This is a genomic window from Oceaniglobus ichthyenteri (assembly GCF_003057885.1).
Taxonomy (GTDB): domain Bacteria; phylum Pseudomonadota; class Alphaproteobacteria; order Rhodobacterales; family Rhodobacteraceae; genus Oceaniglobus; species Oceaniglobus ichthyenteri.
The window spans coordinates 453072-468155 of the sequence record NZ_QAGK01000002.1; the positions used below are offsets into that span (position 1 = coordinate 453072).

Sequence of the window (15084 nt, forward strand, 5' to 3'; positions counted from 1 at the left end):
TTAACCCCGTCTGTCTTTGGCCGCTGCCGCATCGCCCCGCCCCGTCAGGCCCTGCCCCCGCACGGCCCGGATCAGGGATTTGATATCAGAACGCAACTCGGCGGTTGATTCCTGACGTCCGGCGGCCAGTTCTTCGAGCAATCGCAAAAGCTGTACATCAATGGAGCGCAGGCGCATCCGGCTTTCGGCATCTACTCCGCCACCGCCTTGTTCGGCCTGAATCTCCAACGCTTCGGCCAATCTTTCCTGACCCCGGGCCACCCGATCCAAGGCATCGCTGACCGACCCTTCGGCATTCATCCGGTCGGTCATCCGTTCGATTGACGCGGCCAGTGTTGTCAGCCGGGTGTCGACGGCGGCGCGACTGGCCTCGCCCTCTCGGAACATATCCTGCAGCTGATCCATCTGCTGTGACATGTAATCCAGCACGGCGGCGACCATGCCCGCCTCGCCTTGGCCCTCACCCTCGCCCGAGGCATAGCCAAGGCGCGTGATGCTTGACAGCCATTCTTCCAATTCCCGGTAAAACCGGTTTTGACCATGGCTGGCGAACAGCTCCAAAAGCCCGACAACCAATGATCCGGCAAGGCCCAGCAATGATGATGAAAATGCCACGCCCATGCCGCCCAATTGCGCCTCAAGCCCGCTCATCAGGCGTGAAAACACCTGCATGCCGTCTTCGCCCGCTTTCGGGGCAAGGCCGCGAATCGTATCGACGATGGCCGGCACCGTGGTGGCCAGCCCATAAAACGTACCCAAAAGACCAAGGAAAATCAAAAGGTTAACGATATACCGGGTGATATCGCGCGCCTCGTCGATCCGCGTCGCCACGGAATCCTGGATAGATTGCGACGACGGGGCCGAAATCTGCATCTGCCGCCCGCGCGAACGCAACAGCGCCGCAAGCGGGGCCAGCAACCGGGGCGCTTTTACAAATTCGTGGCCGGGGTTTTCAGCCACAAACCCTTCGATCCAGTTGACCGATTGAAACAGCTGAAACAGCTGCCAGAAACACGCGGCAATGCCCAAAATGAACACAAAGGCGATGAACCCGTTCAGCCACAGGTTGGCCAAAAACACCGGTGCCACGCTGGGAAACGCCACATAACTGCCCACGGCGACCATGGCCAGCACGCTGAGCATCATTACGATTTGGCGGACCGGGCGGGTAAATTGCGCCCGGCCGTCTTGTTCTGGTTTGCCCAACATCGGCTGGTTCAGTCCCCTTGAATGTCGCACCGCAGCATAAAGGCGCAGTGGGAAATGTCCAATAACAGTTGTGGGTTACGATAACATAAGGATGTCGCGAACCCGTCGATCAAGCCAGGCCAGATCGCCGTCAGGTATGCCCATCTCGGCCAGATGGGCGGCGGTGTTGAACAGGTATTCGGTGTTTGGGCCACGCTGCCCGACCGCACGCGCGATGATCTGTGCCTGATCTTCCAGCGTCAGACCGCCACAATATTGAACATGTTCGGTATCAACCACATAGGTCACGGCCTGTTCGACCCGGCCATCGGCCAGGGTCATCGGCAAAATCCGTTCGACATAGGCCGATGAGATCAATTCGCGTTCGCGCAGCTCATCCAAGGTGCGCTCTTCGGCATTGGGGGCAACCCGAAATCCCAACCCGACACAGGCGGCCCGTGGCGCCGGATCAAGCGCCAACACAAGGCCCGGGTTTTCATCGGTGCCGCGATGATGGATCGAACGCATGCAAAATGTGCGCATGTGGTCGGCCAGGGTCGCGATGCCCTGTTCGGCCACCGGAAAACCGGGATTCCACATCAGTGATCCGTATCCGAACACCCACATCGCCATGGCTCTGGTCCTTCTGTTATTGCGCCTGTAAACACCAACAAGGCTTTGGGCGAAAGGGGCAGTGATGCGGAAACTACTGGCGTTGGTACTGATCGCGGCGGTGGTTTGGGGCGGATACTGGTTTGTTGGCGCTTCAGCAGTCGAACGGGGCCTGACCGCCTGGTTCGATCAGCGCCGCGCCCAAGGCTGGGTGGCCGACTATGCCGACCTGAACACCACCGGGTTCCCCAACCGGTTTGACACCACAATCACCGGTCTGGAATTGGCCGACCCGAACACCGGCGTCGCCTGGAGCGCGCCATTATTTCAAATTCTCGCGCTGTCTTACAAACCCCATCACATCATTGCCGTATTGCCCAACACGCAAACGCTCGCTTCGCCGCTGGAACGGGTCGACATTGCGTCAGACCGGATGCGCGGCTCGGTCGTGTTCAAACCGGGCACGTCGCTGACCCTGGATCATGCGACATTCGTGATGGATAACGTCACCCTGACCGGCGGCGCGGGGTGGTCGATGGCGCTGGAAACGGGTCGGTTTGCCACCCGTCAAACGGCGGCCCGCCAATATGCCCACGACATCGCGTTCGAAGCGTTGGGTTTTGCGCCCACCGCCACAACCCGCGCCCGGCTGGACCCGGCCACCCTGTTGCCCGACACGGTCGAAACCCTGAAAATCGACGCCACCGTGGGGTTTGATGCGCCGTGGGATCGGTTTGCCGTCGAAAACGCCCGCCCAAACATCACCGCTATCGATCTGAATCTGCTTCGCGCGACTTGGGGCACCCTTGATTTTCGCGCGGCGGGCGGGTTGACGGTTGACGATCAGGGCGTGCCAACCGGGCGCATCACGATCAAGGCCACCAATTGGCGCGAGATGTTGGAAATGGCCGTGGCGGGCGGGCTGTTACCCGGCGCCCTTGCGCCGACGGTGGAACGGGGTTTGGGGATGTTGGCGGGTCTGTCGGGCAACCCTGAAACGCTGGATGCCCCGCTCAGTTTCCAAAACGGGTTTGTCAGCTTCGGTCCGATCCCGCTGGGCCCCGCGCCCCGCCTGCGCCTGCGCTGATGGCTGTCGCGCGCAAATCATCGACCTTGGCCAAATTCAATGGGCCGAAAACTGGCTCCGCGCCTGACTTTTTCTTGCTAAAAATATCCAAATCCGACCGCCGCCAAACCCACCGCGCCTATCTGCAGTAAGATCCGCTGCGGTAACGCGCCGTGTCAAAGTGAAAGTGATCCTGATGATATCTGTCGGCATTGGGGCCAAGTACGGTGCCAAACGGGCCACAGGCCGCGCGGTGCAGGTTATGCAAGATCTTGCGGTGCTGCGCACTGCGCCAGCCCTTCAATACGCTGATCGACACGCCGTTGCGCAAAACGATCGCCGAAATATCGATGGCGCGGCCCTTGCCATGCTCTGACACCTTGGCGCCGGGTTTGTTGTTGCGGGTGCGACACGAATAATGCGCCGCCACCTGCAATCCCGCCGCCCCGCCGCCCAATCGCCCGATTGTAGGCTTCACGCCCCGGTCAACCCAGGTTTTCAATGCCTGTGCCGTCGCACAATCCATCGTTGCCGCGCTCGACAAGGCCAGGCCCGCCACGGATGTCACCCGCACCGGCGCATCCACGCCACATCCGCGAATGCGCCCGGCAATGGGCGACATGCGGGAACCGCGAATGTCGGGATCACCACAGACCGATCCGGACACCGAGGGGGGCACCGCGCGAAACCCCACCGCCGTCACCACCGCACGCCGGTGCAGGTTTTCAGGCCGCGCCGGGGGGCGGGGCGAACGGGCCATGCGCGCGCCAAGGGTGGCCTGCACCACCACCGGTGTGACCCGGGATTTTTGCACGTCGCTTACAATTTGTTCGACCACGGCGCGTGTCACAACATCGCGCGCACGCGGTTCGGGGCGGGGCGATGTGGCGGGCGCTTTTGCTTCGGCCACTGCACCAAAGGCAACAGTGAAGGCCAGGAAAAAAGCGCCAAACCGGGTCATGTTTTTTTCGAACCTCGTCCAAAATCGGGGGCTTCTGTATCTTGGCCAGCTTCGATGATGCTGCGCCGGATCGCCCGCGTTCGGGTAAAGTAGTCGAATAAATGCTCGCCGTCACCTGTGCGGATGGCCCGTTGCAGGGCAAACAGTTCTTCGGTGAACCGGCCAAGGATTTCCAGCGTCGCTTCCTTGTTGCTTAGAAACACATCGCGCCACATGGTCGGATCGCTGGCTGCGATGCGGGTGAAATCACGAAAACCGGCAGCGGAATATTTGATCACTTCGCTGTCGGTCACCCGGCGCAAATCATCGGCCACCCCTACCATCGTATAGGCAATCAGGTGCGGCGTATGGCTGGTGACGGCCAAAACCAGATCGTGGTGATCGGCCTCCATTTCATCAACATTCGCGCCCATTCCTTCCCACAAGGCGCGCAAATTGGCGATTGGCGCGTCGGGCGTGCCTTCGCTGGGCACCAAAAGGCACCAGCGGTTTTCGAACAGTTCGGCAAAGCCTGCGCGTGGCCCCGAATGTTCGGTGCCCGCCAGGGGGTGGGCCGGTACGAAATGCGTTGTCTCCGGCAAATGCGGGCCAACCGCATCAATCACCGCACGCTTGACCGACCCGACATCGGACACGGTACAGCCGGGCATCAGGTGGGGCGCTATGTCGCGGGCCACGGCCTCCATCGCGCCAACGGGAACGCACAAAACCACCAGATCGGCGCCTTTCACGGCCTCGACACTTGTGTCGACGATTCGGTCGCACAATCCGATTTCCGCAGCAATCGCCCGGGTTTCGGCCGAACGTGCCGTGCCCACGATTTCACCCGCCAACCCGGCGCGTTTCATCGCCAGCGCCATCGACCCCGCGATCAGCCCCAGTCCAATCAGCGCCACCCGATTATATAGCCGGGTCATAGATCCTGGCCTTTGAAGCCGGCAATTGAATGCACCACCCGGCGGCACGATGCCTCGTCGCCCACGGTAATGCGCAGGCAGTTGGGCAATTTATACCCGGCCACCTTGCGCACCAGCAAACCATCGGCGCGCAAATGCGCCTCGCAGGCGTCGGCCTCGCCGGTGTCATGGAACCGGGCCAGAATGAAATTGGCACAGGATGTATCACTGGCCACGCCCAGTTCGGCCAATGCCTTGGCCATCCAGGACCGCAGGCGCGCGTTTTCGTTGCGGCATTTGTCGACATAGGCGGTGTCGCGCACCGCTGCCTCGGCTGCTGCCATCTGCAAATCGGACAGGTTGAAAGGCCCGCGCACCCGGTTCAGGGCGTCAATCACATGGGCCGGGCCATACGCCCAGCCGATGCGCAAACCGCCCAGCCCATAAATTTTGGAAAACGTGCGGATCATGATCACGTTTTCGCGTTTGTCCACCAGACGCGCGCCGCCATCGTAATCTTCGACAAACTCGGCATAGGCCCCATCCAGCACCAACAGCACATGTTCGGGCAGTTCGGCGGCCAGACGCGCCACTTCGTTGCTGCCGATCATCGTGCCGGTCGGGTTGGCCGGATTGGCGATAAACACCAGACGCGTGCGAAATGTCACCGCCTCAAGAATCGCATCCACATCGACGGTGCGCTCATGTTCGTCCACCTCGATCGGGGCACTGCCAGCGGCAAGCGCGCTGATCCGGTACATGCTGAACCCGTGTTCGGTGTAAATCACCTCGGTTCCGGGGCCGCCATAGGCCTGGCACAGGAAGGTGATGATCTCATCGCTGCCACAACCGCAAATGATCCGCTCGGCGTCCAGTTTATAGACATCGGCGATCGCGCTGCGCAGCGCATGGTGGTCGGTCGATGGATAGCGGTGCAGCCGCAGCGCGGCCTTTTTGATCGCATCCTTCACCACATCGGACGGGCCAAAGGGGTTTTCATTGCTGGATAACTTGACGACATCATGGATGCCCTCAATCTGAGATTCTCCGCCCACATAAGGGGCGATCTCAAGAACGCCGGGCTTTGGATAGATGGCATGCGACATTGTAAACTCCCCTGATCCCGTGCTTTTAGCGAGGTCGCGACGGCGATGCCAGCATGCACAAGCGGTTCTGTGGCCCAAACCTGGGATTTTGTTGTGTGCGGGGCGTTTTGGCGCAGTTCAAGACAGCGATAAAAGGCATTGTTGCGGCCTTTGCCGCACATGCAAAGGCCGCCGCGGTTTCCCGCAGCGGCCCGGTATTGCAAAGGTGGAAACCTTAGTTCTGGGCGTAGTATTCGATAACCAGGTTCGGTTCCATCTGAACCGCGAATGGCACGTCGCCCAAACCGGGGGTGCGCACGAATGTCGCGGTCATCTTGTTGTGGTCGGCCTCGATATAGTCGGGCACGTCACGCTCGGGCAGGCCCACGGCCTCCATTACCACGGCCAACTGGCGTGATTTTTCGCGCACGGCGATCACGTCGCCCTCTTTTACGCGGTACGAGGGGATGTTCACCCGCTGACCGTTCACGGTTACGTGGCCGTGGTTCACGAACTGACGCGCGGCAAACACGGTGGCCACGAATTTGGCACGGTACACGACCGCGTCCAACCGACGCTCAAGCAAACCGATCAGGTTTTCACCGGTGTCGCCTTTGACACGCTCGGCTTCAACAAAGATCCGCTTGAACTGTTTTTCGGTCAGATCGCCATAGTGGCCTTTCAGTTTCTGCTTGGCGCGCAACTGAAGACCGAAATCCGAAATTTTTGCCTTGCGGCGCTGACCGTGCTGGCCGGGGCCATATTCACGGCGGTTGACGGGCGATTTGGGGCGGCCCCAAATGTTTTCGCCCATGCGACGATCCAGCTTGTACTTGGCAGAGGTGCGTTTGGTCACCGTCTGATCTCCTTCTTAGGGGCGCTTGTGCGCGGGAAGGGCGTTGTCCTTTGGGGTGAACCCGACAGGCATCCCCTTGCGGGGGCCACCAACACCAATAAATGCGCTTTGCGTGTCAAAGCACCGGGCGGTCATACTGTGTGACAGGGTGGTGTCAAGGGGCGGCTGTCATGCAAACGCCAGATGGCGCGGCGCGCACTGGGGCCGGTGCAATAAAATCGCCGCCTCGGCCTTGGTCAGCATGCGGCGCGCGGGATCACCGAAACACTGGGGGTCGGTGGCAAAATCCGCATTCAGCGCCAACAGGTTTTGCCGTTGCTCAGGGGGGATGGCGGCAAGCGGGGCATGGGCGGGATGAAAACTGTCGCAGGCCAGACCATTGGCCCACACCACATGATGGGCGGGCAGCATGACATGATAATACGTGACCGCCCGCGCCAGATGTTCGACCGTGACCGTGCGATCATTCACCAGATCGGCGGCTGTCACCAACACCTCGTCCGTGTTGAACAACGCCTGTGCCATGGCACCACAGACCAGAATGCGGTGTTGCGGCGACACGATCAGATCGGGGGTTGGGCGTGCCACACCCAACGCGCCGCTGCGCAAACGGATCGGGCGCAAATCCGGCATGGCGTGCAATTGTGGCCAGCCGATGCGCCGGTGAGCGGTCCAGATCACCGGTTGTGCGCCGCTGTCACGGGTTTCGACAAGATCGCCTTTGCACAGATCCTCGACCCGTCTTGCGCCTTTTGACGTGCGCAACAGGGTGCCTTTGGCAAAACAGATCACACCGGGATTGGTTTGGGTACGGGGCGGATATGCGGGTTCGGGAATCCCCTGAACCACCCAAAGATCGCAGGTATGCGGCGGGATATCACCCAGAAACAGCAAAAGCGGCGGCGTCCCATGGGGCATATCAATGGCCGTCATCGCAAAGGTTCTGTGCCCATCGCTGACGGTAAACACCTGATCGAATGCCGGTTCTTCCGGCTCTGGTTCGCCCATAGCGGGGATAACGCCAGATGATTTCATCAGTTTGCGTGCAACCCGCGCGACGCGGTTGCGCATTTTTCGTTCACCATCGGGGCCGCTGAGAACAAGAAGATCGTTTGGGCCATCCACACGCACCGGCGCACCGTGCCAGCGCCACATCGCACCAACGACAAGGGCGGATAAAGGGGCCGCCACCAAACCATCTGTTTCTGTCTGCGACCAGGAAATGACAAACGTGCCTTTGAAGCCCGCCATCCTGCTCATACCTGCCATTCGTTTATTATTATCTGAATGCTAACAGGCGCGGTGCAAACTGCCTAGTTTCCCGGATAGCCAATTAAGGCGATAAAGTGGCAAGCGTGGCGTACCCGCCACAAACGGCCCCCTGTTTCAGGGGCCGATCGCGTGGCTTCAGGTGCCGGTGCCCAGATTGCCCCATGTCAGGGCCGGTTCGCCCTTTGCCCCGTCATAGGCCCGCCCGTCGATCAGCGATGCCTTGATCTGTGACGGGGCGGTGCCGCGGGTCAGGGTTCCGGCGGAAAACCCCAGTGAAATCAGCCCCGCCGCCACGGCGGTCGCCGCCGATGTGCCGCTAAATTCACAAAAGAAACTGGCAAATTCAAACGCCACCGGCGCGCCGTTTGGCCCCGGCGGGTCACGCCAAACCTGGCCATATTCGCTGCTGGAATAGCCCGGCCGCCCGGCCACATCGGTGGAAATCAGGGTTTCAACCGCCACTGGCGCGGCCCCGGCCCGATCAAACAACGCCTTTTGATCGGCGTTGTCCAATTCGGCGAACGGGTCCAACCGGTATTGCCCCGCATCCAGCGCGGGCGCATCGCCCGACAGGGCAAACAACGTCACCTCGGCGCCTTCCGCCCCACCCGCCGAATACGACGCGCGCAGACCATCAGAAGTGCGCGCGCCCACCGCGATAATGCCATTGTCCGGCGCGGCCAGATTGGCAGGATAGGCCAGCATGCCATCCCCCGCATTGCCCGCCGCACACAGGATCAAACGCCGCGACGACACGTCGATGAACATATCGTGCAGATCGTCCCACTCCGCCCGCTCTGCCGGGGTGGAGGGCACAGATTCCGCCCCGGTGTCGGTTTGGCCGACCGCCACCATGCCCGTGGCCGGGGGCGTGGCGGGCACCGTGCCCACACCGGCGCGCGTGGGGTCAGGCAAAGACGACGCCAATACAATCACATCGACCCCGATCAGATCGGCATAGGTCAGCGCCGCCGCCATCTGGTTGGGCGATGGCATCGCGCTGGTGGAAATCGCCACGATCTCGCAGAATGGATCAATCCCGGCATAGGGCAGTGCCACTTCGGTTTCACCGGCATCGCGGGGGTGGGGCGACAGACGCGCCGGTTTGTGCAGATACACCCCCGACGCCGGGCGCGCGCCGATCAGCCCGGCCATGGAGGTGCCATGGCCACTAAACGCGCGGGCCGTGGCCGCAACCGCCCCGTCGTGGGTTTCATAGGCGCGGCCGAGATCGTGCAGAAAACGTTTGGCGATGCCATTGGCCGTGTGCGCCGCCGTCGCCGCTGCCGATATCACCTCAGACCGGGCTTGGGCCTCGGCCCCCGAAAGATCGGCGCGTTTCACCGCGAACGCCCCGAAATCGCGGGCGGCAAAATCAATGGCGCGGGCGCGATCCATCGCCGGGGCCAGACAGGGGTGATCCAGATCAACCGATGTGTCGATCAGAGCAACACAGGTTTTTTGTGCGGTGCTCGAGACTTTGCCCCAGGCATCAGGGCTGGCAAAGCGGGTCAGATCACTGACCACGCCGAGGCGTTCCAGATGCCAAAGCGCGTGATAGGACGGATAGCTGCCGGCATGGCGCGGCTCACTATCGGCGGGGGGTGTGAGGGACATCACCATCTCAGCCCCTCCATTCTTCGGATGTGCGAATCATCTGATCTTCGACCACCTGTTCTAATGTAGGCAGAAACAGTTGCGCCAATTGAAACCCGGCCAATGTATCGGCGCGAAAATGCACGCCCGCCCATTCGCGGTTGTGGGCAATGCGCATGGCGCGGCGGAACAATTCGGGGTTGCCGGGGTGTTCGGGCACGGCGCGCGCGAATACCTGGGCAATGGCCATGGACTGAAACGCATGGTTGCTGGGATATGACGCATGGGCCGGGTTTTCGATGAACGGGCGCAGGGCGGGTTCCAACATATTGGGGCGGATCGCCATCCAGCGGTCTTTGTACCGCATGCCAACTTCTTCACAGATCTGTGCGACCACCACCATCAGGCGCATGGTTTCGTCAAAACCGCTGCCCCCGTTGATGCCCAGCGGGGCAAGGTAGCTGGACAATTCCAGATCCCGCTCCAACAGGATTTCATCGCGCCGCCCGGCCTCGGCCTCGCAGCCCAGCCGGGTTTGCAGATCCAGCAACACCGGCAGTTCGGCGCGCAGATCATTGCGGGTGGGCGGGGCCGAAACCGGCAGGTTCACCCAATGGGCGCGCAAATCATGCAGCTTTTCGCGCTCTTCCCATGGTGACAGGATTTGGAAATATGCGCCGCCATCGCCATTGCCCCGGTTGCCGCGATTGCCACGGTTTCCTCTGTTGCCGCGATTGCCACGGTTCCCACGATTTCCGCGGTTGCCCCGATTTCCACGATTGCCCCTGTTGCCGCGGTTACCACGGTTCAGCACCCCCTGAAACGACAGGCCCGCCATCGCCGCACTAACCGATAGCGATGCCATCATCTGTGTCGGCCCCTCCGGCCCATCACCTTGTTGCATTGGTTGCAATGCAACTTCGCCGTCCTCTGGCGTGGCGCGCAATTCGATCGTGTCGGCCCGAACGCTCAGCGCCCAATCCTGCAAGATCGACAGGTCAAATCCACCCGGTCCCGTCATCTCTCTCTCCCTTTTGTTATCTTATTTCAATCCGGCCAGCAGCAGCCCCTTTTGCAATGCCTCTCCAGCTTCGTGGTCGGCCATCTTGATCAACCCTTGGGTTTTGCGATCTGCGGTGAAGGTGGGGTCGAGGGTCAGAATACGTTGCGCCATCGCTTCGGCCTCATCCGTGCGGCCCAACAGGCCCAGCCCCGCCGTGACATAGCGCAGAGCCGAGGAAAAATCGGGTTTGCGCGCCAGCGCGCGGCGGCCAAAGCTGATGGCGCTGTCAAAATCACCCTCGGCATGGGCCACCATCGACAAAGTGGTGTCATAGGCAAAGCGTAGCGGGCTGAAACGCCCCAAGGCAACGGCGCGTTCGGCGGCGAACCGCGCCTTTGATCGGTTGCCCTGGGTGTGCCAGAACAGCGCAAGGTGATCCCAGGCCAGCGCCTGTGCCGGGGCCACCTCAACCGCGCGGATCATCAGATCGGCGGCCAGTTCCACATTGTCGGTCAGGTAAAACAGGGCATAGCCTGCCGTTGTCAGATACAATCCGTTGAACGCGCCATCAACCAGCCCTTCGCGCGCAATCTCCGCCGCTTCGGGGCGGTTGCCAACCGTTTTACCCCAGCTTTCGCCAACCCGAAACGTATCAAGATAGGACAACAGCCCCAAATGCACCGGATCATGGGTTTCGGCCCACGCCGATTGCAAGATGTCGCCCGCCCGCTCCAGCGTATTGGGCGCGAGGCTGAACATCATGTTCAACGATTGATAAGGGGCGTAGGGCGCAGTGTGGGTCGGATCGGATCGGGGCAGGATTGATGTCGCCAATTGCTCGATCGCGCGCGAGATGAATTCAGCCATCGCAGGGTGGTGCAGATCCAACATGTCGGGGTGGGAACAATCCAGCCGTTGATCCCACAAAAACCGATGGGTGGCGGTTTCGATCACCTTCAGCGTCAGGCGCGCCCCCTGCCCCATGGGCCGCACGAACAGTTGCAAAAGATGCGCGGGGCCGGCCCCTGGCACATCGCCAAACCGACGCGACAGCCCATCGCGGCAATCGTAAATATCAGTGCCGCACATCACCCGCGCTTCGGCCCCGATAAAATCCAGCACCGCGTCACACCCTTGTTCAAGGTTGGGCGACAGCCCGTCACCGGCCACACACAGCAGGCCCAGACCGGGATGAGGCGGCGCCAGGATCGGCGCCGTTGACGGGACAGCAGCGGCCACAGGCGCCCCTGCATCCAGGAAATCGTACCATGCAACCCGCTGCGCCCTCAGCCACTCTTCGAACCCTTCGCGCGCTTCGCCTTCGGCATCCAACCCTTCAAGAAGGTCAGGCGCGGTTTCGGGATCGGGCGCCGGGTTGGCCCCGGTGCGATAATTTGCAACATCAATGGACAGGTGCGCGCAGTTCAACGTGACGGTGTGGGTGTCGATTTGTAATACATCCGCGCCCAACGGGGCCAATTCACGGCGCAACACCGACAGCGCCGTGCGCAATGATCCGCCCGCCTGTTTGGGGTCACGGCCCGACCAGAACATGTCTTGCAACGTAACCCGTGACCGGCTGCCCCCTTCAGACAGGGCCAGCACGGCGAACATCGCCTTGCGCAATGTGCCCCCCGGCGTGCAATCACGGCCACCGGCCGCCCGCACCCGCAAAGGGCCGACCAACTGCACATGCCCGGCCCCCCCACGGCCCGGCGTTGTATCCTGGGTTATCAAAACGCCCAACCCATCCTTGTTCTCACGGACCCGCGTTCCAACCGGGCCTTTGAAAACCTTAACAGTCGCGCTTGATGGCGCAACCATGTTGGGAACTGATTGAGAAAAACAGTTGGCATCCGACCTGCGCAAAAACACGCCAGCAGGGAGTACCGTGGTCGAATGCCAACTGTGTTTGGCGGTTGGTGCGGTCACCGGCCCCACCACTGTACGGGACAACAGGATGGAACCGACAGACAGAAGCCGCGCCTTTGCCAATTTGGCTGCCCGCCCGCAGAGGACGGACAGCCATAGTACCGAAACCCAGCCTTAACGCCGTATCGCCCAGGAAATTGGACGTTTCGATCTTTCCGCGTAAAGAACGGGCTAAAAACACACAGCCGCCTCCACAACAGACACACGTCAGACCGCCAAGCAGCAAGCCCCACATGGATCTCGAACAACCACAAGGAAAGACGATGGCGGGGACAGCGGCATTTGGTTTTGGAACGTACCGCCGCGACCATCTGAGTATCTTTCCGTATCTGCGTCCTTTCGATGAATTGACCATACGTCAGCAGCGTCAGCGATTCGTTAGCACAGGTTAAGATTGCGCCTAAAAACTTTAACGCATTGTTTATATTGAGATATTTTTTAACCCCGATAGCCGAAAATGAAAAAGGCGGCGCCATCTGGCACCGCCTGTGATGAATTTCCGGTCAAATTGGCCGCTTAGTGGCCCAAAATCTGGCTCAGGAACAATTGTGTCCGTTCCGATTTGGGGTTGTTGAAAAACTCTTCGGGTTCGTTTTGTTCCACGATCTGGCCCTGGTCCATGAAAATCACCCGGTTTGCCACCTTGCGGGCAAATCCCATTTCATGGGTCACGCACAGCATCGTCATGCCCTCTTCGGCCAGTTCGATCATGGTATCCAACACTTCGGCAATCATTTCCGGATCAAGCGCCGATGTGGGTTCATCAAACAGCATGATCCGCGGGCGCATGCACAGGCTGCGGGCAATCGCCACGCGCTGTTGTTGCCCGCCCGACAATTGGCCCGGGTATTTATCGGCCTGTTCGGGGATCTTTACCTTTTTCAGAAAATGCATCGCAGTTTCTTCGGCCTCTTTCTTGGGCGTCTTGCGCACCCAGATCGGGGCCAGCGTGCAATTTTCAAGAATTGTCAGATGCGGAAACAGATTGAAATGCTGAAAGCACATGCCAACCTCGGATCGGATTTTATCGATGTTTTTCAAATCACTCGACAAAACCGTGCCATCCACGGTGATCTTGCCGGCCTGATGTTCCTCAAGCGCGTTGATACAGCGGATCAGGGTGGATTTGCCCGAACCGGACGGGCCGCAAATCACGATCCTTTCACCGCGATACACGGTCAGATCAATATCGCGCAGCACATGAAAGGTGCCGTACCATTTGTTCATGTTCTCAATCGAAATCGCGACTTCGTCGGACACTTGCAGTTTCTTGAGCGTCGGGGGAGTTTCGGTCATGGTCATGGGCCAGTCCCTTTCTTAGCGGTGATCGGTGGCAAGCTGACGCTCAAGCCACTGTGAATATTGTGAAATGCCATAGCAAACGATGAAAAACAGCAGCGCGGCAAAGCCGAACAGCTCCCAATAGACGCCGTTCCAATCGGTGCTGGCCAGGATCGGCCCGCGGATCAGACCGACGATATCAAACATCGAAATGACCGAAACAAGGGTTGTATCCTTGAACAGGCCCACCGCCACGTTGACGATGCCGGGGATCGAGATTTTCAACGCTTGCGGCAGGATGATCAGGCGCATGGATTGCGTGTAATCCAAGCCCAGACTGTTCGCCGCCTCATATTGGCCCTTTGGCAGGGCGGCCAGACCCCCGCGAATCACCTCGGCAATATAGGCCGAGGCGAACAGCGTGATCATGATGATCACCCGCAGGATCAAATCAAACGACGTGCCCGGCGGCAGGAAATACGCCAGAACAACATTCGCCACAAACAACAGGGTAATCAACGGCACACCGCGCACAAATTCGATGAACACGACGCAGATGCCTTTGACCACCGGCAGATCGCTTTGCCGCCCCAAGGCCAACAAGATGCCAAAGGGCAAGGAAAGCGATACACAGATCACCCCCAGGATCATGTTGAGCATGAAGCCCCCCATGTCGCGGCTTGCCACCGGCTCAAGCGCCAGAAAACCGGGCATCGCGCCGGTGATGAACCCGCCCAGATACCAAACGACCACCGCCGCCGCCACGCCGCCAAAAAACCCGGCGGCAAAGCTGTTGGTGACAAGTTTACTGTAGACCAGATAACCGGCACCAAACCCGACCATGGCCATGATCGGGATCAGGATCGATCCGCCCCAGATCAGGTAAAACGCCAAAAACGGGTAGACCGCTGTCAGGATCAGCAGATTGCGGGGAAATATCTTGGAAAACAAAAGCGGCGCGACGGCAATGAACAACAGGATAAACGCCAAAGACGGCCGCCAGTACGATTCTTCGGGGTATTGAAACCCGAAAATCAACTGCTGCCACCGGTCGGCGATCACGGCAAAACACCCCCCGCCCGACCCTTGCATGATCTCGCGGCATTCGCGGATGTTGGATGCGTTCCAGACGCCATTGGTGATCCATGGAACAAGCACCGACAAAACCAGATACAGCGCATAAAGCGCCACCAACGTCAGCAGCGTGTTTGACCACCCTGCAAACAGGTTGGTGCGCATCCATTTGACGATACCCGATTCCAAAGCCGGGGGCGGGGCGGGTGGAATCACGCTGTCACGCACAAAGCCGACGGAGTGGGAATGCATATCGCTCATA

Annotated in this window: 13 protein-coding genes; 1 reads left to right on the forward strand and 12 read right to left on the reverse strand. The window is 60.3% G+C overall.

Going from position 1 to position 15084, the window contains the following annotated elements:
• Together C8265_RS05155 and C8265_RS05160 are read right to left on the reverse strand one after the other, a co-directional pair.
• Positions 1-1206, reverse strand: coding sequence for a biopolymer transporter ExbB (locus C8265_RS05155; RefSeq protein ID WP_240610989.1), 1206 nt, complete (start codon positions 1204-1206; stop codon positions 1-3).
• Between the two features lie 78 nt (positions 1207-1284).
• Positions 1285-1821 (reverse strand): gamma-glutamylcyclotransferase, encoded by a 537-nt coding sequence (locus tag C8265_RS05160; RefSeq protein ID WP_108482897.1) that lies wholly within the window; start codon positions 1819-1821, stop codon positions 1285-1287.
• A 64-nt stretch (positions 1822-1885) separates the two neighbouring features.
• On the opposite strand from C8265_RS05160, the gene C8265_RS05165 reads away from it, so the two are divergent.
• Positions 1886-2887, forward strand: coding sequence for a DUF2125 domain-containing protein (locus C8265_RS05165; RefSeq protein WP_108482898.1), 1002 nt, complete (start codon positions 1886-1888; stop codon positions 2885-2887).
• A 118-nt stretch (positions 2888-3005) separates the two neighbouring features.
• Here C8265_RS05165 and C8265_RS05170 read toward each other — a convergent pair whose 3' ends face one another.
• From C8265_RS05170 to C8265_RS05215, 10 genes are all read right to left on the reverse strand, one after another.
• Complete coding sequence (locus C8265_RS05170) at positions 3006-3827, reverse strand: extensin-like domain-containing protein (protein WP_108482899.1); 822 nt, start codon at positions 3825-3827, stop codon at positions 3006-3008.
• Positions 3824-4744 (reverse strand): prephenate/arogenate dehydrogenase family protein, encoded by a 921-nt coding sequence (locus C8265_RS05175; protein WP_108482900.1) that lies wholly within the window; start codon positions 4742-4744, stop codon positions 3824-3826. The genes C8265_RS05170 and C8265_RS05175 overlap by 4 nt, the downstream gene beginning before the upstream one ends.
• Positions 4741-5829 carry a histidinol-phosphate transaminase gene (hisC, locus tag C8265_RS05180; protein ID WP_108482901.1) on the reverse strand — a complete coding sequence of 363 codons (1089 nt, stop codon included), beginning with the start codon at positions 5827-5829 and terminating at the stop codon, positions 4741-4743. Before hisC ends, C8265_RS05175 begins: the two co-directional genes overlap by 4 nt.
• A gap of 214 nt (positions 5830-6043) precedes the next feature.
• Positions 6044-6664, reverse strand: coding sequence for a 30S ribosomal protein S4 (rpsD, locus tag C8265_RS05185; RefSeq protein ID WP_108482902.1), 621 nt, complete (start codon positions 6662-6664; stop codon positions 6044-6046).
• Between the two features lie 168 nt (positions 6665-6832).
• Complete coding sequence (locus C8265_RS05190) at positions 6833-7924, reverse strand: Hint domain-containing protein (protein ID WP_240610982.1); 1092 nt, start codon at positions 7922-7924, stop codon at positions 6833-6835.
• Between the two features lie 147 nt (positions 7925-8071).
• Positions 8072-9553, reverse strand: a complete 1482-nt coding sequence (locus tag C8265_RS05195; RefSeq protein ID WP_164512272.1) for a S8 family serine peptidase — start codon at positions 9551-9553, stop codon at positions 8072-8074.
• A 7-nt stretch (positions 9554-9560) separates the two neighbouring features.
• Positions 9561-10553, reverse strand: coding sequence for a phosphatase PAP2 family protein (locus tag C8265_RS19430; RefSeq protein WP_108482905.1), 993 nt, complete (start codon positions 10551-10553; stop codon positions 9561-9563).
• A 21-nt stretch (positions 10554-10574) separates the two neighbouring features.
• Positions 10575-12359 carry an AfsR/SARP family transcriptional regulator gene (locus tag C8265_RS05205; protein ID WP_108482906.1) on the reverse strand — a complete coding sequence of 595 codons (1785 nt, stop codon included), beginning with the start codon at positions 12357-12359 and terminating at the stop codon, positions 10575-10577.
• A gap of 624 nt (positions 12360-12983) precedes the next feature.
• Positions 12984-13769 carry an amino acid ABC transporter ATP-binding protein gene (locus tag C8265_RS05210; RefSeq protein WP_276308492.1) on the reverse strand — a complete coding sequence of 262 codons (786 nt, stop codon included), beginning with the start codon at positions 13767-13769 and terminating at the stop codon, positions 12984-12986.
• Between the two features lie 15 nt (positions 13770-13784).
• Positions 13785-15083, reverse strand: a complete 1299-nt coding sequence (locus C8265_RS05215) for an amino acid ABC transporter permease (RefSeq protein ID WP_108482907.1) — start codon at positions 15081-15083, stop codon at positions 13785-13787.
• Position 15084: the final 1 nt, after the last annotated feature.